This is a genomic window from Dokdonella ginsengisoli (assembly GCF_042652785.1).
GTDB classification, from domain to species: Bacteria; Pseudomonadota; Gammaproteobacteria; order Xanthomonadales; family Rhodanobacteraceae; genus Dokdonella_A; species Dokdonella_A ginsengisoli.
On the sequence record NZ_JBHSHD010000007.1, the window covers coordinates 334773 to 352990 of the forward strand.

Annotated in this window: 15 protein-coding genes; 3 read left to right on the forward strand and 12 right to left on the reverse strand. The window is 70.8% G+C overall.

Annotated elements, in window-relative coordinates; all coding sequences use genetic code 11:
- Positions 1-111: 111 nt before the first annotated feature.
- Positions 112-912: a LytR/AlgR family response regulator transcription factor gene (locus ACFO6Q_RS09100; protein WP_380020336.1), complete on the reverse strand. Its 801-nt coding sequence runs from the start codon at positions 910-912 to the stop codon at positions 112-114.
- The gene (locus tag ACFO6Q_RS09105) at positions 912-2003 is read right to left on the reverse strand and encodes a sensor histidine kinase (protein WP_380020337.1); all 1092 of its coding nucleotides are present in this window, start codon (positions 2001-2003) and stop codon (positions 912-914) included. Before ACFO6Q_RS09105 ends, ACFO6Q_RS09100 begins: the two co-directional genes overlap by 1 nt.
- A gap of 238 nt (positions 2004-2241) precedes the next feature.
- On the opposite strand from ACFO6Q_RS09105, the gene ACFO6Q_RS09110 reads away from it, so the two are divergent.
- Positions 2242-2985, forward strand: a complete 744-nt coding sequence (locus tag ACFO6Q_RS09110) for an endonuclease/exonuclease/phosphatase family protein (protein WP_380020338.1) — start codon at positions 2242-2244, stop codon at positions 2983-2985.
- Between the two features lie 55 nt (positions 2986-3040).
- On the opposite strand, the gene ACFO6Q_RS09115 is transcribed toward ACFO6Q_RS09110, so the two are convergent.
- Together ACFO6Q_RS09115 and ACFO6Q_RS09120 are read right to left on the reverse strand one after the other, a co-directional pair.
- A complete protein-coding gene (locus ACFO6Q_RS09115) occupies positions 3041-7693 on the reverse strand; it encodes a DEAD/DEAH box helicase (RefSeq protein ID WP_380020339.1) in 4653 nt (1550 codons plus the stop codon).
- Positions 7694-7869: 176 nt separating this feature from the next.
- Entirely contained in the window at positions 7870-8265 is a 396-nt protein-coding gene (locus ACFO6Q_RS09120) for a hypothetical protein (RefSeq protein ID WP_380020340.1), read from the reverse strand.
- Between ACFO6Q_RS09120 and ACFO6Q_RS09125 the strand changes: the two genes are divergently transcribed.
- On the forward strand, positions 8264-8521 hold the full coding sequence (locus ACFO6Q_RS09125; RefSeq protein ID WP_380020341.1) for a hypothetical protein: 258 nt from the start codon (positions 8264-8266) through the stop codon (positions 8519-8521). The genes ACFO6Q_RS09120 and ACFO6Q_RS09125 overlap by 2 nt on opposite strands.
- Positions 8522-8798: 277 nt before the next feature.
- The gene (locus ACFO6Q_RS09130; RefSeq protein WP_380020343.1) at positions 8799-9137 is read left to right on the forward strand and encodes a hypothetical protein; all 339 of its coding nucleotides are present in this window, start codon (positions 8799-8801) and stop codon (positions 9135-9137) included.
- 116 nt (positions 9138-9253) lie between these two features.
- On the opposite strand, the gene lpxK is transcribed toward ACFO6Q_RS09130, so the two are convergent.
- The 8 genes from lpxK to ACFO6Q_RS09170 form a co-directional block, all read right to left on the reverse strand.
- On the reverse strand, positions 9254-10231 hold the full coding sequence (gene lpxK / locus ACFO6Q_RS09135) for a tetraacyldisaccharide 4'-kinase (RefSeq protein WP_380020344.1): 978 nt from the start codon (positions 10229-10231) through the stop codon (positions 9254-9256).
- Positions 10232-10295: 64 nt separating this feature from the next.
- Complete coding sequence (gene msbA, locus ACFO6Q_RS09140; protein WP_380020345.1) at positions 10296-12059, reverse strand: lipid A export permease/ATP-binding protein MsbA; 1764 nt, start codon at positions 12057-12059, stop codon at positions 10296-10298.
- A complete protein-coding gene (locus ACFO6Q_RS09145) occupies positions 12056-12487 on the reverse strand; it encodes an ExbD/TolR family protein (RefSeq protein ID WP_380020346.1) in 432 nt (143 codons plus the stop codon). Before ACFO6Q_RS09145 ends, msbA begins: the two co-directional genes overlap by 4 nt.
- A gap of 10 nt (positions 12488-12497) precedes the next feature.
- Complete coding sequence (locus tag ACFO6Q_RS09150; RefSeq protein WP_380020347.1) at positions 12498-13151, reverse strand: MotA/TolQ/ExbB proton channel family protein; 654 nt, start codon at positions 13149-13151, stop codon at positions 12498-12500.
- A gap of 85 nt (positions 13152-13236) precedes the next feature.
- Entirely contained in the window at positions 13237-15579 is a 2343-nt protein-coding gene (locus tag ACFO6Q_RS09155) for a DNA internalization-related competence protein ComEC/Rec2 (protein ID WP_380020348.1), read from the reverse strand.
- A gap of 68 nt (positions 15580-15647) precedes the next feature.
- Positions 15648-16016, reverse strand: coding sequence for a glyoxalase superfamily protein (locus ACFO6Q_RS09160; protein ID WP_380020349.1), 369 nt, complete (start codon positions 16014-16016; stop codon positions 15648-15650).
- Between the two features lie 22 nt (positions 16017-16038).
- Positions 16039-16782 carry a lipoprotein-releasing ABC transporter ATP-binding protein LolD gene (gene lolD, locus ACFO6Q_RS09165; RefSeq protein WP_380020350.1) on the reverse strand — a complete coding sequence of 248 codons (744 nt, stop codon included), beginning with the start codon at positions 16780-16782 and terminating at the stop codon, positions 16039-16041.
- 72 nt (positions 16783-16854) lie between these two features.
- Positions 16855-18111: a lipoprotein-releasing ABC transporter permease subunit gene (locus ACFO6Q_RS09170; protein ID WP_380020351.1), complete on the reverse strand. Its 1257-nt coding sequence runs from the start codon at positions 18109-18111 to the stop codon at positions 16855-16857.
- Between the last annotated feature and the right edge of the window lie 107 nt (positions 18112-18218).

Genomic DNA, 18218 nt, shown 5'->3' on the forward strand with positions numbered 1-18218 from the left:
CAGACGGGAAATCCGCGGCGAAGGTTTAGCCGCCTGCGACGAAGCGTTCTGCCGCCGCGACGAAGCGTTGTCCCTGCGGCGTGCGAGGCTCGGGCGTGCGCCGGAACGCCGTCAGGTGAGCAGCTTCACCTTCTCGCGGTAGCTGCGCGACAGCTTGAGTTCGTGGCCGGAATCGAGCACGAGGAAATACTCGCCGTTGAGGTGCGGCCGCATCTCGCGCACGCGCGCGAGGTTGACGATGCTGGAGCGGTGCACGCGCGCGAAGCGGCGCGGGTCGAGGCGGCGCTCGAGCTGCTGCATCGTGCCGCGCAGCACGTGGGTCGACTCGCCGGCGTGGATGCACATGTAGTCGCCGGCGGCGTCGATCCAGCGGATCGAGTCGACGTCGATGCGCAGCAGGCGATGGCCGTCCTTGATCGTCAGCTTGTCGCCGCAGGGCGCGTCGGCCTCGTCGGCGAGCACGACCTCGAACGTCGACCGCGCCGACGCCGGCAGGGTCGCGATCACCTTGAGCAGGCGCTCGTAGTGGTCTTCGGTCTTGCGCGCGGCCAGGCGCGTGCGCGCGCGTTCGATCGACTCGTCCAGCCGCGCGTCGTCGACCGGCTTGAGCAGGTAGTCCAGCGCGCTGGCGGCGAAGGCGGCCAGCGCGTACTGGTCGTAGGCGGTGACGAACACGGTCAGCGGGATCTGCGTCGCCGGCAACGCGCGCAGCAGCTCGAAACCGTCGACGCCGGGCATCTGCACGTCGAGGAACATCAGCTGCGGACGCAGCCGCGACACGGCGTGGAAGGCCTCGCGGCCGTTGCCGGCCTCGCCGACGATCTCGACGTCGGCGTAGCGGCGCAGGCGCAGTTCCAGGCCGCGCCGCGCCAGCGGCTCGTCGTCGACGATGAGGGTGCGGATCGCAGCCATCACGCCGCCTCGAACGGCAGGCGGATGTGCACGTCGACGCCGTGCGGGCGGCGCTCGCCGATCTCGAAGGTCTGGCGCTCGCCGTAGAGCACGCGCAGGCGTTCGCGCGTGTTGGCCAGGCCCACGCGGGCGTGGCCGTTCGGCGCCGCCTCGGCTTCGACGTAACCCGGGCCGTCGTCGCGCAGGTGCAGGTCGAGCCACGCCGCGCCGGCCGGGTCGTCCTCGCGCCTGGCGACGAGTTCGATGCAGGCGCCCTCCTCGCGCCGGGACACGGCGTACTTGATCGCGTTCTCGATCAGCGGCTGCAGGATCAGGCTCGGCACCAGCGCCTCGCGCGCGGCGGGCTCGACGTCCATCACCACCTTCAGCCGTTCGCCGAAACGCAGCTGCTCGATGCCGAGGTAGAGTTCCAGCGCCTCGACCTCCTGCGCCAGCGTCACGCGCTGCTCCGGATCGGCGTCCAGCGAATGACGCAGGAAGGCCGACAGGCTGCCGACCATGCGGTAGGCGGTGTCGCGGCGGTCGTCGAGCACCAGGGTCGATATCGCGTTGAGCGTGTTGAACAGGAAATGCGGATTGAGCTGGTAGCGCAGCATCTTCAGCTGCGCCGCGTGGGCGATGTTCTGCGCGCGCAGCGCGGCCTCCTTCTGCTGCTGCGACTGCCGCGCGAACTTGATGCCGAAATACAGCCCGCTCCACGACAGAAGCAGGTAGAACATCGAGGCGAAGTACCAGAGGTAGCCGAATACGCTGTGCAGTTCGCAGTCGTCGCACCAGCGGAACACGATCGCCACGTAGAGCTTCATCTGCACCAGCGTGGCGAGCACCAGCATCGCCGCCGCGCCGGCGGCCATGCGCGGCACCGACAGCGGCCACAGGCGCCGGTAGCCCAGGCGCAGCACGCTGGTGACGAGGAAGCCGCAGACCGCGACGGCCGCCGAGGCGATCACGTAGTGCAGCGGCTTGCCGTCGCCCATCGCGGCGGTGAAGTTGAGGGCGAAATAGCCGAGCCATCCGGCGATCTGCAGCGGCCAGAACGACAGTTCCGACCGGGCGGCGGGAACCGGATTGGACGTCACCACGGCGTTCACGGCGCTGGCCTCGCGTGCGGGGCGCACACTATGAGCCGATTCGCGGCCCGTTTGAAGATGGATGCTCCGAAGACGGTTGCGCCGGAGATGGCCGCGTCGACGCCGGTCGCGCGCGCGCGGCCGCCGCACCGGACGCGAGGTGAAGCGCCGCCCAACGCAACGCCGCGTTCCGGCACCTTCGTTCATACCCATGCCAGCCGGCAGCGGCGATAGTCGATCGCCGGAGGGCCGCACGCCGATGTCCGCATTCAACGTCCTCACCCTCAACCTGCACATGGGCCTGGACCTGCTCAAGCGCCGCTTCGTCCTGCCGCAGCTGCGCGAAGCGATCCGCACGGTGTCGGCCGACGTGGTGTTCCTGCAGGAGGTGCTCGGCGCGCACGCCGGCCCTTCGCGCCGGCACCGCGACTGGCCCGAGGGATCGCAGTACGAATACCTAGCCGACACGATCTGGAGCCAGCACGCCTACGGCCGCAACGCCGCCTATTGCGAAGGTCATCAGGGCAATGCGCTGCTGTCCAAGTTCCCGATCCTGTCGCAGGAAAACCGCGACGTCTCGGTGCAGGGCCACGAGCAGCGCGGCCTGCTGCACTGCGTGCTGCCCCTGCCACATTCCGCCGCGCCGCTGCACGCGATCTGCGTCCATCTGGGCCTGCTCGAATCCCATCGCCGGCGCCAGCTCGGCCTGCTGTGCGCGATCGTGCGCGAGGAGATTCCCGCCGACGCGCCGCTGGTGGTGGCCGGAGACTTCAACGACTGGCGCGTACGCGGACACCGGCTCATGACCGACTGCGGCCTGCACGAGGCCTTCGAGCATCTGCACGGCCGCGTTGCGCGGACCTTCCCCTCGCGTTGGCCTTTGCTGCCCGTGGACCGCATCTACCTGCGCAACCTGCGCGCCGCGTCGGCGCAGGCGCTGTCGGCGCGTCCGCGGTCGCACCTGTCCGACCACGCGCCGCTGCTCGCCGCGATGACGACGTGACGCGCGGCGCGGGAGCCTTGCGGCGAGAGCGCTCGTTCCCTGGTGCGCCCGACGGCTACTCGGCGTCTTCGTCCGAGAACACGGCTTCGCTGCGCTCGACGCCGCGCAGCAGGCGCATGCGCGCGGCCTGCTCGAATCCTGCATCGCCGTGCTCGAGCAGCACGACCTCGCCGGCGACGCGCTTGGCCACCGGCACGCCGTCGCGGTAGAGCACGCGCGAACCGGTCAGGCGCGGCACCTTGTCGCCGGCGAGCAGGCTGCCGACCAGGTTCAGCGGATCGGCGCCGCACAGGCACACCCAGGTGTCGTTGGGCGCGCGCTGGCGCACGCCGCGCAATGCGGCGATCGCTTCGGGCAGGGCGAACTGTTCGCCGGAAAGGCCGGCCACGAAGCGCCCGCCGCGGATCTCGCCGCGCGCCTCCAGCCGGTGGTAGACGCGCACCAGTTCACGCCACGGCGGCAACCATTCGGCCTCGTGCGCGAGCAGGCGCCAGCAGACCACACCGTAGCGCGTCAGCAAGGTGCGCGCGACCTGCTCGACGCGCTCGGGATCGGCGCCGTGGCGCGCGGTCGGCGCAGCTTCGGCGGCGGGCCGGCGGCGCACCAGCGACCAGCGGCCGGCGTCCTCGATGCCGAACAGCGCCGTGCGGCGTCCGTGCCGGCGACGCGTCGGCGCGCGCTTGGACGAGGGCAGCAGCAGTGCGCGCAGGCCGCTGTAGCTGTCGGCGTTGACGAGGCCGGAGGCGACGAGTTCGCCGAGCGCTTCCTCCAGCTGCACGTGCAGCAGGCGCGTGCCGTGTAGCAGCTCGTCGAAGAACGACGCGCCGTGCGACTGCAGGTAGTCCGCGACGACCTGCGCGCGCGAGGACAGCGCGATCGTCACGCCCGGCTCGAGGCCGCCGAAACCGAGCCAGGTATCGAGGTTGCGCCGCTGCAGCAGCACGACCGGCGTCGCCCGCACCGGGCCGGCGATGCGCTCGGTGGCGCCCGCACGGCGGCCGCGCAGGCGCGTCCACACCAGGCGCCCGGCGGTGCACAGCGCATCGAGCCAGGCGATCTCGTAGTCGGCGATGCGCGCCGGCAGGATCTCGCCCTCCCAGGCCGAAGCCGGCGCCTCGTAGCCTTCCAGCTGCGCCAGCACGCCGGCCAGCGCATCCGGACCGCGCACCTGCGCACCCGGCGCGACGCGCTGCCACTCGAACAGGAAGCGCATGAAGTCGCGCGGCTCGACCGGCTCGATCTCGCGGCGCAGGCGCCGCACGGTGTAGCGGTGGATGCGCGCGAGCAGGTGGCGTTCGCACCATTCCTGCTCGACGGGTTTGGAGGGAGCGCACACAGCCAGCTGTTCTCCCTCTCCCGCTTGTGGGAGAGGTGACGACGTGTAGTGGCCGCGCATGACGAAGCCGTCGGACTCCAGCGCGAGCAGCGCGATGCCCACGTCCGCCTGCGCGACGCCCAGCGACGCGGCGATCTCGCTCGCGCGCGTCGGACCCAGTGCGGTCAGCCGCGCGCGCAGCACGTCGACGAGCGCGTCCTCGCGCGTCCATGCGACGCAGGCGTACTCGGCCGGCGCGCTGACGGCCGGGTCGTTGCCTGCCTCGGGCAGGATCGCTGCGAACTGCGGCAGGCGTTCGGCGGGAATCCAGATGCCCGCCGTCCCTCGCTGCGCCGTCGACCCGGCGCCGTTCCCGTGCGCGGCTTCGACGGCGATTCGCGTCACGCGGCGATCGCCGGCGAGCCTTTCCAGCCACGGCGCCCAGTCGTGGTTCGCGTGCGCCTCGGCCTCGGTGACGAAGGCGACGCCGAGCAGCGCCGCGTGCAGTTCGTCGGCGGAACGCGCCTCCGGCCAGGCCTCCTCGCGCACGGCGGCGATCGCGTCGGCGTCGAGGCGGCCGAGATCGTCGGCGCTGTCGATGTCGCTCCAGCGCCGGCTCGTCACCGCCTGCGTGCGGCGTTCTTCCAGCGGCGCGTCGTCGAGGAACGCGTACGGCCGCGCGCCGAGCACCTCGGCGGCGAGCGGCGACGGCGCGGTCAGGTCGCGCGCGAACACGCGCACGCTGCCCTCCTCCAGCCCTTTCAGCAGCGCGACCAGGCCGTCGATGTCCATCGCGCCGTGCAGGCAGTCGTACAGCGTCTGCGCGACCAGCGGATGGTCGGGAATCTGCCGCTCGCCGACGATGTTCTCCAGGCACGCGACCTGGTCGGGGAACACCGTCGCGAGCAGGTCCTCGGCTTTCATGCGCTGCAGCTGCGGCGGCACCTTGCTGCCGCCCTGGAAACGCGGCAGCGCCAGCGCGGCGGTGGCATTCCAGCGCCAGCGCACGCCGAACATCGGCGCGTCGAGCAGGGCCTGCACGAGCACGTCGCGCACCGAGCCGGAGTGCAGGTAGCGCGCGACCTCCTCCAGCGGAAAGCTGTGGCTGGTCGACAGCGACAGGATGATCGCGTCCTCGGTCGCCGCGGCCTGCAGCTCGAAGTTGAACTTGCGGCAGAAGCGCTTGCGCAGGGCCAGACCCCAGGCGCGGTTGACACGGCTGCCGTAGGGCGAATGGATGATCAGCTGCGAGCCGCCGGATTCGTCGAAGAAGCGCTCCATCGCCAGCTCGCCGCGCGTGGGCAGCACGCCGAGCGCGACCTTCGCCGAACCGAGATAGTCCACGATCTGGCGCGCCGCGGGCTCGCCCAGGCCGACCTCGTCGATCAGCCATTGCATCGCGGGCTGAGGGCTCAGGGCTGAGGGCTGGAAAACCGGCGACGCCGGCGGCGCCAGTGCTGTTTCAGCCCTCAGCCCTCGGCCCCGAGCCCTGCTCCCATCCAGCCGGTCGGAGATTTCCGCGCGCAGGCGCGACACGGAATCCGACAGCTCGTCGCTGCGTCCCGGCGCCTCGCCGAGCCAGAACGGAATCGACGGCGGCGCGCCCTGCGCGTCCTCCACGCGCACGCGGCCGCGCTCGACGCGCAGGATGCGGTAGGAATGATTGCCGAGCTGGAAGATGTCGCCGGCCATGCTCTCGACGGCGAAGTCCTCGTTGACGGTGCCGACCATCGCCGCCTGCGGCTCCAGCACGACCTCGTAGTCGGCCGTGTCTGGGATCGCGCCGCCGGAGGTGATCGCGGTCAGGCGCGCGCCGCGGCTGGCGCGCAGCACGCCGTTGACGGCGTCGCGGTGCAGGTACGAGGCGCGCGGGCCGCGCCGCGTGGTGAAGCCGTCGGCGAGCATGCGTACGACCGCGGTGAAATCCTCGCGCGCGAGCTGTGCGTACGGATAGGCGTGACGCAGGCGTTCGAACAGCTCGTCCTCGCGCCATTCGCGGCAGGCGACCTCGGCGACGATCTGCTGCGCCAGCACGTCGAGCGCGGCGCGTTCGACGTGCTGCGCGTCCAGCTCGCCGCGGCGCACCGCGTCGAGCAGGGCCGCGCATTCGACCAGTTCGTCGCGCGACTGCGGAAACAGCCGCCCCTTCGGCACGCCGCCGACCTGGTGGCCGGCGCGGCCGACGCGCTGCAGGAAGGTGGCGATCGAACGCGGCGAGCCGATCTGGCAGACCAGGTCGACGTCGCCGATGTCGATGCCGAGCTCGAGCGAGGCGGTCGCCACCAGCGCGCTCAGCTCGCCGCGCTTCAAGCGCTGCTCGGCGTCGAAGCGGTGCTCCTTGGCCATGCTGCCGTGGTGCGCGGTGACCTTTTCCTTGCCCAGCCGCTCGGACAGGTGCCGCGCCGCGCGCTCGGCCATGCGCCGCGTGTTGACGAAGATCAGCGTGGTGCGGTGTTCGCCGATCAGCTGCTCCAGCCGCGCGTAGACCTGCGCCCACTGGTCGCCGGACAGCACGGCTTCGAGCGGCGCTTCGGGCAATTCGAGCGCGAGGTCGCGCGCGCGCACGTGGCCGGAGTCGACGACGACGCAGTCCGGTTCGCCGGGCGTCGCGGAGATTTCCTCCTTCCGCCTGCCGGCGCCTTCGCCCGCCTCGCGGGGGAAGGATTCCACACAGGAAGACTCTGCTTTCCCCTCCCCCGCCTGCGGGGAAAGGTGCCCGGAGGGCGGAAGGGGGACGCTTTCGCCGACCAGGAACCGCGCCACTTCCGCGATCGGCTTCTGCGTCGCCGACAAACCGATGCGCACCAGGCGGCGCTCGCACAGCGCGTCGAGCCGCTCCAGCGACAGCGCCAGATGCGCTCCGCGCTTGTTCGGTGCGAGGGCGTGGATTTCGTCGACGATGACCGAACGCGTGGTCGACAGCATGCGCCGGCCGGATTCGGAGCCGAGCAGCACGTACAGCGATTCGGGCGTGGTCACGACGATGTGCGGCGGGCGCTTCCTCATGCGGTCGCGCTCGGCCTGCGGCGTGTCGCCGGTGCGCACCATCGTGCGGATCTCCACGTCCGGCAGCCACAGGCGCAGCAGCTCGTCGCGGATGCCGGCCAGCGGCGCCTCGAGATTGACGCGCACGTCGTTGGACAGCGCCTTCAGCGGCGAGACGTAGACGACGGCGGTCTCGTCCGGCAGCTCGCCCTCGACGCCGCGCCGCACCAGATCGTCGATCGCGGCGAGGAACGCGGCCAGGGTCTTGCCCGAGCCGGTCGGCGCGGCGATCAGCGTGTGCCGGCCGGAGGCGATCGCCGGCCAGGCCTCGATCTGTGCCGGGGTCGGCGCCGCGAACGCGCCGCGGAACCAGTTCGCGACGGCGGGATGAAAAGTGTCCAGTGCCATAAATCTATTTTGCGCGCTCGTGTCTCAGATCCTGAAACACCCCAAATGGTGGCGGCCGACGCCTTTTTCATCGGCGTTACCGCACCGTTATCGCGCCGTTACCGCCTCGTGGCAACAACCGCGCGGAAATGATCTAGCTTCTGGTCGGTCACTTATCCGAAATAAATCGTACGAAGTTACTTCAAGAAAAAGCTGGCCGGCGCCCCGGAGCGAGGGCCGGCCGGCCACAACCAGACCGCCGAAAGCAGCGCCTCCGTGACCGTCGCCGGTCCCGGCGCGACTACTCCGGCGATCACCGCCAGCGCGGTCAGCCGGGTCGATCCGGATCTGCCTGCCGCGCTGGCGAACGACGACGAGCGAATCCGCCGATGCGTCCATGGAATCAGCGCATCGGCCATGGCGGGCGGGCGTCCGATTTCCGCGAAGACGGACATCGCAGGCGCCGTACGCCGTGCGGCCCGCCCGTGCCCGACGGGTAGCGCGGACCGGTCCGGTTCCGCGGTTTTCCGCAGCGTCGCCGGGATGGCGCCGCTCCGCTCCATCCCAATGCCCTCCTCCAGGAGATCCGACATGAACGCTGCACTCGTGAAAAGCTTCGCCCTGGTTGCGCTGATCGCCGCAGCCGGTTCCCAGAATGCCCTGGCCGACATCCCCTCGACCGTGCCGACCGCGCCCTGCTCGCAGGAGAACGACAGCGACCTCTACACGGTGACGCAACGCACGCGCGAAGGCACGGTGGCCTGGACCTACCAGTGCGTGGCGTACGAATCGGGCAGCGACTGGCAGCTGATCCTGCGCTGCGACGACTACGGCTGCGTCGCCTACTGAGACACGCGCGAAGGAGCGGAGCTTCCGCCGGCACACGCAGGTATCACCTGTTCGCCGCGAGCGGCGTGACTCGAGCACGGCGACGGGACCAAGCCAGTACGCACAAGCAGCGGCGGGGACATCCTCGGCCGCCGAGAAGGCGACGGCTGCCATCGCAAGCCTTCCTGATGCACTTGAACGCCTCCCGGATTCACCGTCGTCGGATTCCCGACGGCGTTCGCACCGTGCCGGCCGAAGAATGCCGCGCACGCCACACACTCGATCCAAGGAGACAACCATGCGTATTCTCATCACCTCCGCCCTGCTGGCTGCTGCGGCTTTCGGGCTTTCCATCGCCTCGTCCGGGCAGGCCTCCGCCCAGACGCCGACGATGACGCTCAGCTGTCTGGTCAACGAATGCACGGTCACCGATGCGCCGGCCGGAACGGCGGCGGTGTGGTGGAACCTCAACGGTCCGGGCGGCCCGGTCCGCGGTTGCAGCGATACCGAAACGACCTGCGAATTCGGTTGTACCCGCGTCGCGGGAATGCACGTCTCGGTGACGGCGACCGACGCCAACGGCCAGCCGCTGGCGACCGCCTCCAGGACCGCCGGATGCGCGCCCACGGACTGGTAACGGGCGTTCGCTGATCGTGTGCAGACCGGGGGCGAGGCTCGCGTCTCGCCCCCGGGTTTCTTGATCGCTTCACCGCGTCTGCGCGGCGGACGCGACGCCGAAGGCGTTGCCGCGCCTCAGCGACGACGCAGCGCGACGGCCACCGCGTCGAAGAACGACGCCGGCAGCTCGGCGCGCACCGGCAGGCACCAGAACCGCGGCGCCGCGAAGGCGAGGCACTTGACCGCGTCCTTCTCGGTCATCAGCACCGGCAGCTCGTCGCCGAAATCCAGATCGGACGCCGTGAACGCGTGGTGGTCGGCGAACGCATGCGGCAGCACCTCGATGCCGTGCGCGCGCAGCCGATCGAAGAAGCGCTCCGGATTGCCGATCGCCGCCACCGCATGCGCGCGCGTGCCGGCGAAGGACTCCAGCGGCCGCGTGCCGCCGCCGGCCAGTGCGACGGCCATGTCGCCGGACAGCCGCATGGGGATCTCGCCGGCCTGCGCCGCGGCGCCGTTGCAGACGCGGAACGGCAGCGTGGCGAGACGCTCGACCGGCTCGCGCAACGGCCCGGCCGGCAGCAGCCGCCCGTTGCCGAAGCGGCGCTGGCCGTCGATGACGCAGATCTCCACGTCGCGGGCCAGCGCGGGATTCTGCAGGCCGTCGTCGGCGATGACGACGTCGACGCCGCGTTCGACCAGCAGCTGTGCCGCACGCACGCGGTCGCGTCCGACCGCGACGGCGACGCCGGTGCGACGGCGGATCAGGCAGGGTTCGTCGCCGACGCTGGCGGGGCTGGAGACGTCGTCGACCAGGGCCGGACCGCGTTCGCTGCCGCCGTAGCCGCGGCTGACCACGCCCGGCCGGAAGCCGCGCGCGCGCAGCGCGTCGACCAGGGCGATCACCAGCGGCGTCTTGCCGCTGCCGCCGGCGGTGAGGTTGCCCACGACGATCACCGGCACCGGCAGTTGCCGCGGCCGCCGCCAGCCACGGCGATACGGCGCGAGGTGCAGGCCGCGCAGGCCGCGATACAGCGGCACCAGCGCGCGCAGCCACCACGGCGCAGGCGCGCCGCCGTACCAGATGCTTTCGATGCGGGTGCGCAGGGACATGCCCGGCGAGTCTGGTCGGAATCCGCGGCCGCGCGCAAGTCCGATCCGGCACCCGCTGCGGCGGTCAGCCCGCCTCGTCGCGGAACTGCATGCGGTGCAGCGCGGCGTAGTGGCCGCCGCGCGCGAGCAGCGCGGCATGCGTGCCCTGCTCGACGATTGCGCCGTGATCGAGCACCACGATCTGGTCCGCGTGCTCGACCGTGGACAGGCGGTGCGCGATGACGATGACGGTGCGGTTGTGGATCAGGCGCTTGAGCGCGTCCTGGATCAGCCGCTCCGATTCGCTGTCGAGCGCGCTGGTCGCCTCGTCGAGAATCAGGATCGGCGCGTTCTTCAGCAGCGCGCGCGCAATCGCGATGCGCTGGCGCTGGCCGCCGGAGAGCAGGCCGCCGCCCTCGCCGACGCGGCTGTGGATGCCGTCGGGCAGCTGGCGGATGAATTCCATCGCATTGGCCGCTTCGGCGGCGGCGACGACGTCGGCCTCGTCCGCGCCGGCGAGCGCGCCGTAGGCGATGTTGCGCGCGATGCTGTCGTCGAACAGCGTCACGCTCTGCCCGACCCAGGCGATCTGCCGGCGCAGGCTGGACAGCGTGTAGTCGTCGAGCGCGCGGCCGTCGATGCGCACGCTGCCGCTGCTCGGCTCGTAGAAACGCGGGATCAGGCTCGCCAGGCTCGACTTGCCGCTGCCCGAACGCCCGACCAGGGCGGTCACGCTGCCGCGCGGGCACTGCAGGTTCACCCCGCGCAGCGCCGGACGCGCGGCGCCGGCGTAGGTCAGGTCCACGTCGCGGAACTCCAGCTCGCGCTCGAATGCGGTCAGCTCGGTACGGCCCTCGTCGCGCTCGCCCGGCGTGTCGATCAGGGTGAAGATCTCGTCGGCCGCGGCGATTCCGCGCTGCAGGCTGGCCTGCACGGTGGTCAGGCGCTTGAGCGCCGGCAGGATGCCGCCCATGGCCAGGATCACCGCCGTGAACGTGCCCGGCGTGAGCGTGTCGAGCATGCCCGGACGCGTGGCGAGGACGATGATCAGCGCCAGCGAAATCGCCGCGATCAGCTGCACGAAGGAACTGGCCAGGCCGTTGGTGGCGGCGACCTTGAGCGAGAGCCGGCGCGTCTGTTCGGAGATCTTGTTGAAGCGCTCGGACTCGTAGCCCTGGCCGCCGAACACCTTCACCTCGCGGTTCGCGCCGACCGCCTCCTCGATGACGCCGGTGGCAGTGCCCATCGAGCCCTGGATGCGCGCGCTGATGCGCCGGTAGCGGCGGCCGACGTACATCACCAGCACGCCGACCAGCGGCACCATGACGAGCAGGCCGAGCGTCAGCTGCACGCTGTTGTGCAGCATCACGGCGACGTAGAAGACCACGCTGAGCCCGTCGACGACGGCGACCTTGACCGCGTCGGTCGAGGCCTGCGCGACCTGCTCGGCGGTGTAGGTGATGCGCGCGATCTGGTGGCCGGAGGATTCGCGGTCGAAGTACGAGGACGGCAGGCGCAGGTAGTGGTCGAACACCTGCTGGCGCAGCTGCTGCACGACGCCGCGGCCGATGTAGGCGGTGCCGTAGTCGGTGGCGTACATGCCCAGGCTGCGCACCAGGAAGATCGCCACGATCAGGATCGGCATCCAGAAGATCCAGAACGGATCGCGCGACAGGAACAGGTTGTCGAGCATCGGCTTGATCGTGCCGGCGAACAGGCCCAGGCCGGCCGCGTCGATGACCATGCCGAGCACGGCGACGATGGCGATCGGCCAGTAGCGCCGCGCGTAGCCGAGCAGGCGCAGGTAGATGGCCCAGCCGGAGCGGGCCGACTTGAGCTCGCCGCTCACTGCGCGCCTGCGGCCTGCGAGGGCGTGGTGGCGATGGACAGGCGCGTGAAGCCGAGTTCGCCCAGCGCATCCATCGCGGTGACCACCGCCTGGTGCGGGGTCAGCGCGTCGGCGCGCAGCATCACCGGCCGCGCGCGGTTGTCGCCGCCGATGCGCGCGATGACTTCCTTGAGGGAATCCAGGCCCGGCCGCAGCACTTCCTCGTTGTCGACGAAGTAGCGGCCGTCGCGGTCGATCAGCACCACCAGCGCGTCGGGCTGTTCGCTGCGCTCGGCCGATTCGGCCTGCGGCAGGGTCACCTGCATGCGCGCGTTCTGCACGAAGGTGGTGGTCAGCACGAAGAACATCAGCAGGGTCAGCAGCACGTCGATCAGCGAGATCACGTTGATCTCGAAATCGTCCTCGCGCCGCGTCGACGAGATGCGCACGGGCGGCCGCTCAGCCGGCGGCCAGCGCGACGCGCGCGGCCGCGACGGGCGGCGCGGCTTCGGAGTTCGAGGTCAGCTCGTCGGTCAGCAGGAACACCTCGCGCTCCATCTCGACGACCAGGTCCGACACGCGGCTGCGGAAATAGCGGTGGAACACGTAGGCCGGGATCGCCACGCACAGGCCCGCGGCGGTGCACACCAGCGCCTCGCCGATGCCGCCGGCCATCTTCAGCGGATCGCCGACGCCGCTGACCATCACCGCGAGGAACATGCGGATCAGGCCGAACACGGTGCCGAGCAAGCCGAGCAGCGGGGAGATCAGCGCGATCGTGCCGAGCGTGCCGAGGAAACGCTCGAGCCGGTGCACGACGTGGCGGCCGGTGTCCTCGATGCGCTCCTTGATGACCTCGCGCGAGCGGTTGCGCACGCCCAGCGCGGCGGCCAGCAGCTCGCCGAGCGGCGAGTTCTGGCTCAGCGCGGCCAGGTGCTGCGGATCGAGCTTGCGCGAGCGCGCCCATTCACGCACTTCGGCGCCCAGGCCCGGCGGCAGCACCGCCTTGTGCCGCAGCGTCCAGAAGCGTTCGAGGATGATCGCCAGCGCGATCGCCGAGCAGAGCAGGATCGGCAGCATCGCCCAGCCGCCGGCCTTCAGGAGTTCCAGCACGATCCCACCTTTTCCTCGCAGTTGCGACCGGCGGGCATGATAGCAGCGCTATCGGGCGAGACTGTGCGATGGACTGCAATCGCGGCTATTCGCGCCAGTGGCGGGCGCGGCGCTCGCGCTCGCGCGCAATCAGCCGCGGCGCGGCGTCGCGGCCGAACTCGATCTCCAGCGCGCCGCTGCGCGCGGTGCTTTCCAGCGCAACACCGGCGTCGGCGTAGCGCTGCACCACGGCCGGATGCGGATGGCCGAAGCGGTTGCGCCAGCCGGCCGAGACCACGGCGAGCCGTGGTGCCAGCGCGGCGACGAAGGCCTCGCTCGACGAGCTGCGGCTGCCGTGATGCGGCACCAGCAGGACCAGCGGCGGGCCGTCGCCGGCCGCGGCCGCGATCGCCGGTTCGACACGCCGGCTGACGTCGCCGGTCAGCAGCAGGCGGCCGGAAGCCGTCTCGACCAGCAGCACGCAGGAGCGGTCGTTGTCGGCCGATCCGCTATGCGCAGCGAGCGCCTCGGGGCGCGGGCCGAGCATGCGGAAATCGACGCCGTCCCAGCGCCAGGCCTGGCCGCTGCGGCACTGCGCGGCACCCAGGTCCAGGCGCGCCGGCTCGCCAGCGTAGCGGCGCGCCTGCGGATAGGCGCGCGCCACCGCGGGCGCGCCGCCGGCGTGGTCGTTGTCGCCGTGGCTGACGACGAACGCATCGAGCGTGTCGATGCCGAGCGCATGCAGGGTCGGCAGCACGGCCGCCTCGCCGAGGTCGAATTCCGAACGGTAGCGCGCGCCCGCGTCGTACAACAGCGCATGTCCGTGCGTACGCACCAGCACCGACAGCCCCTGCCCGACGTCGATCACCGTCGCGACGAAGGCGCCCTGCGGCGGCGGCGGCCGGTCGGGCAGCAGCAGCGGCAGGAACAGCAAGGCACCGAGCCCGCGTGCCGGCACGCCGCGCGGCAGGAACATCCAGGCCGCGCCGAGCATGGCCAGCGCGAGTGCCCACGGCGCAACCTCCGGCAGATAGCCGTGCGCGCCGGGCCAGCCCGCCATGGACTCCAGCAACCGCCACTGCGCATGCGCAATCGTGGCCGCCAAGGTCAGCGGGAGCACCGCGACCACCGGCAGCGTCAGCAGCGCGAGCAGGCCGAGCAGGCACAGCGGCACGATCACCACACTCACCACCGGCACCGCGAACAGGTTCGACAGCACGCCGACCAGCGAGACCTCGCCGAAGAACCAGACGGTCAGCGGCAGCAGCGCGACCGACATCAGCAGCTGGCCGGCGCCGAGTTCGCGCAGCCATCCGGTCCAGCCGCGTCCGCGCGCCAGGCAGCCGAGCAGGAAGGCGACGCCGACGAAGGACAGCCAGAACCCGGCTGACAGCGTCGCCAGCGGATCGATGACCAGGATCGCGAGCAGCGCCAGGGCCAGCGCATGCGCGCCGCCGGAGCCGCGCCGCGCGCCGTGCGCGAGCGCGACGATCGCGATCATCATCAGCGTGCGCAGGGTCGGCAGGCTGTTGCCGGCGAGCGCGCCGTACGCGAGCGCGGTCACCAGCGCCACCGGCGCCTGCGCCACCGGAACCGCGACGCGCAACCCCAGGCGCGGCCACAGCCGCCACAGCAGCCGCACGAGCAGCGCGCCGAAGCCGGCGGCGATGCCGACGTGGAATCCCGAGATCGCGATCAGGTGCGAAACGCCGGTCGCGCGCGCCACCTCCCAGTCGTCCGGGCCGAGCCCGCGCGTGTCGCCGATCGCGAACGCCCGCACCAGGGCCGCGTCATGTGGATCGCCGACGCGTTCGGCGATGTCGTGCGCGAGCCGTTCGCGCAGCCGGTCCACACACCCGCCGCGCTCGCCGAGGCGGCGGTTGGAGTCCGCTTCGCGCACGTAGCCGACCGCGACGATGCCGTGCTCCAGCGCGTGCCGTTCCGAATCGAAACCGCCGCGATTGACCAGGCCGCGCGGGCGCCTGAGGCGCAGCTGCAGCTGCCAGCGGCTGCAGGCGTCCAGTTCCTGCGGTGCGCCGTCGTACCACGACAGCCGCAGGCGGCCCTGCAATGCAAGCTCGCGCCCGTCGAGCCGAGCGCGTTCGACGCGCAGCTCGAAGCGGGTCGCGTCCGGCTGCCGTTTGGGCAGATCCTCGACCGTGCCGACGACGGTGAAATCGCGACCTTCCAGCTCGCGCGGCAGGCGCGCCTCGAGCGCGACATCGGCACGCAGCGCGCACCAGGCGAAACCGAGCAGCACGCAGCCGGGCAGACGCAGGCGCGGACGCAGAAGCAATGCCGCCGCCAGTACGGCCAAGGCCGCATCGAGCCAGCGCGGCGGCAAGGCCGGCAATGCGTGTACGGCCAGTGCCCCGAGCAGCGCGGCGAGCGCCGTCGCGACCCCGAACGGCGGCGACGCAAGTCCGATTCCTGCCGGCTTCCTGCCCATTCGCCCTCCTGGCGATGCATCGCCGCCCCGCGGCGCTTGCCGTCCTGCGGCCTACCCGGCCGCGGAAATCAGGTGCTGATCGCGTTCGTGAAGGTCAACCGGTTGCCGAACGGATCGATGACGCAGACGTCCTTGCTGCCCCAGGGCGTGTCCTCGATTCCCGGCCGCATGTGCCGGTACGGCTTGGCGGCGAGTTCGGCGTGGAACGCCTCGATCGCGTCCGTCTCGATGCGCATCGACGAACCCGGACAGGCATCGCCGTGGTGTTCGGACAGGTGCAGCACGCAACCACCCCGCGATACCTGCATGTACAGCGGCGTGCCTTCCTCGAAGCAATGCGTCCAGTCGATCGAGAAGCCGAGATAGCCGACGTAGAACTCCTTCGCCTTCGCTTCGTCGAAGATGCGCAGGATCGGTGTGGTCTTGCCGAAGTTCATGGGCTTGCTCCGGATTCTTTTCCTATCGCTGAAAGCCCGCCGCCGCGCCGAGCGCGCCGCCGGAAAGCTCCAGGATGCGATCGGCGCGCGCGGCCAGCCGGGGATCGTGCGTGACCAGCACCAGCGCGGTGCCGACCTCGCGATTGAGTTCGAGCATCAGGTCGTAGACCTGCGCTGCGTTCTTCTCGTCGAGATTGCCGGTCGGCTCGTCGCCGAGCACGCAGGCCGGCCGCGTGACGAGTGCGCGCGCGACCGCGCAGCGCTGGCGCTCGCCGCCGGACAGCTCGCCGGGCTTGTGTTCCAGCCGCGCGCTCAAGCCCACGCGTCCGAGCAGCGCGACAGCGCGCTCGCGCGCCTCGCCGATCGGCGCGCCGCGGATCAGCAGCGGCATGCACACGTTCTCGACCGCGGTGAACTCCGGCAGCAGGTGATGGAACTGGTAGACGAAGCCGAGCGAGCGGTTGCGCAGCTCGCCGCGCGCGCGGTCGGACAGGCGCGACATCGTCCGCCCCTCGACCTCGACCTCGCCCGAAGTCGGCTGGTCCAGCCCGCCGAGGATGTGCAGCAAGGTGCTCTTGCCGGTGCCCGACGCACCGATGATCGCCACCGTCTCGCCGCGCCGCACGGCCAGATCCACTTCGCGCAACACCTCGGCGCGCAGACCGCCTTCCTGGTAGGTCTTGGCGATCTTCGTGGCGCGCAGCACGATGTCGGTGGGGCCGGGATTGGGGATTGGGGATTGGGGATTGGGAAGAGCGGAGTTCATGGGCCTTGAATGCCTGCGAATCTGATGTGCATTGCTTCGAACGAATCTCGAATCACCAATCCCCAATCCCGGCTACTCATACCTCAACGCCGCCGCCGGCTCGGTCTTCGCCGCGCGGCGCGCCGGGTACAGGGTGGCCAGGGTGCAGAACACGAACGCGGTCACGGTGATCCAGATCACGTCCTCCCAGTGCAGTTCGCTCGGCAGTTCGCTGATGTAGTAGACGTCGGGCGACAGGAAGGCGACGTGGAAGGTCTGTTCCACCCAGCGGATGATCGCCGGCAGGTTCGAGGCGAGCAGCACGCCGAACAGCACGCCGAGCGCGATGCCGAGCGAGCCGACCAGCACGCCCTGCACCATGAAGGTGCCCATTACCGAGGCCGGGCTCTGCCCGAGCGTGCGCAGGATCGCGATGTCGGCCTGCTTGTCCTGCACCAGCATCACCAGCGTGGAGACGAGGTTGAACGCGGCCACCGCAACGATCAGCGAGAGGATCAGGAACATCACCTTCTTCTCCATCGCGACCGCCTTGAAGAAGTTGCTGTGCCCCTGCATCCAGTCGGTGACGCGGTAGTAGCCGGCGCCCAGGCGCCCGGCCAGGTCCTGCGCCAGTTCGCGGCCGACCGCGAACGCGCGGAACATGTCGTCGAGCTTGACGCGGATGCCGGTCGGCCCGTCCAGCCGGTACAAGGTCTGCGCGTCCTGCATCTGCATGACGGCCAGGCCGGAGTCGTATTCCTGCATGCCGGCCTCGAACAGGCCGACCACGGTGAAGCGCTTGGTGCGCGGGATCGCGCCGATCGGGGTGGCGCTGAACTCCGGCGCGAACACGGTGACCTTGTCGCCGACGCCGACACCGAGCGTCATCGCCAGCTCCTTGCCGAGCACGATGCCGAACTGGCCGGCGACGAGGTCGGTCAGCTTGCCCTGCACCATGCGCTGGTCGATGTCGGAAACCTTCGGCTCGAGATCCGGCACCACGCCGCGCACGATCGCGCCGCTGACGCGCACGCCCTGCAGCATCGCCTGCCGCTCGACGTAGGGCGCGGCGCCCTGCACGTGCGGGTTGGCGTAGGCGAGCTTCACCGCCTCCGGCCAGTCGCGCACGGTCTCGTCGACGCCCTCGATCGTGGCGTGCGAGACCATGCCGAGGATGCGCTGCTTCAGCTCGCGGTCGAAGCCGTTCATGACCGAGATGACCGTGATCAGCGCCGTCACGCCGACCGCGATGCCGAGGATCGACACCAGCGAGATGAACGAAATGAAATGGTTGCGCCGCTTCGCTCGCGTGTAGCGCAGACCGATGAAGACTTCCAGGGGGCGGAACATGCGGCGGGCGAGGCCTTCCGTGCAGTGTCACGGGAATGCGCCCGTCGAGGCGCGGAACGCCAGAATGCCGCAAGCGGCCTGAGCGGAGCAAGCCGGAGGATCGCGCG

What these genes read in the sequence shown, in the direction of transcription:
- ACFO6Q_RS09100 (WP_380020336.1), bottom strand. Translation starts at nt 912, where the DNA reads ATGGCTGCGATCCGCACCCTCATCGTCGACGACGAGCCGCTGGCGCGG.
- ACFO6Q_RS09110 (WP_380020338.1), top strand. Translation starts at nt 2,242, where the DNA reads ATGTCCGCATTCAACGTCCTCACCCTCAACCTGCACATGGGCCTGGAC.
- ACFO6Q_RS09115 (WP_380020339.1), bottom strand. Translation starts at nt 7,693, where the DNA reads ATGGCACTGGACACTTTTCATCCCGCCGTCGCGAACTGGTTCCGCGGC.
- ACFO6Q_RS09125 (WP_380020341.1), top strand. Translation starts at nt 8,264, where the DNA reads ATGAACGCTGCACTCGTGAAAAGCTTCGCCCTGGTTGCGCTGATCGCC.
- ACFO6Q_RS09120 (WP_380020340.1), bottom strand. Translation starts at nt 8,265, where the DNA reads ATGTCGGATCTCCTGGAGGAGGGCATTGGGATGGAGCGGAGCGGCGCC.
- ACFO6Q_RS09130 (WP_380020343.1), top strand. Translation starts at nt 8,799, where the DNA reads ATGCGTATTCTCATCACCTCCGCCCTGCTGGCTGCTGCGGCTTTCGGG.
- lpxK (WP_380020344.1), bottom strand. Translation starts at nt 10,231, where the DNA reads ATGTCCCTGCGCACCCGCATCGAAAGCATCTGGTACGGCGGCGCGCCT.
- ACFO6Q_RS09155 (WP_380020348.1), bottom strand. Translation starts at nt 15,579, where the DNA reads ATGGGCAGGAAGCCGGCAGGAATCGGACTTGCGTCGCCGCCGTTCGGG.
- ACFO6Q_RS09160 (WP_380020349.1), bottom strand. Translation starts at nt 16,016, where the DNA reads ATGAACTTCGGCAAGACCACACCGATCCTGCGCATCTTCGACGAAGCG.
- lolD (WP_380020350.1), bottom strand. Translation starts at nt 16,782, where the DNA reads ATGAACTCCGCTCTTCCCAATCCCCAATCCCCAATCCCCAATCCCGGC.
- ACFO6Q_RS09170 (WP_380020351.1), bottom strand. Translation starts at nt 18,111, where the DNA reads ATGTTCCGCCCCCTGGAAGTCTTCATCGGTCTGCGCTACACGCGAGCG.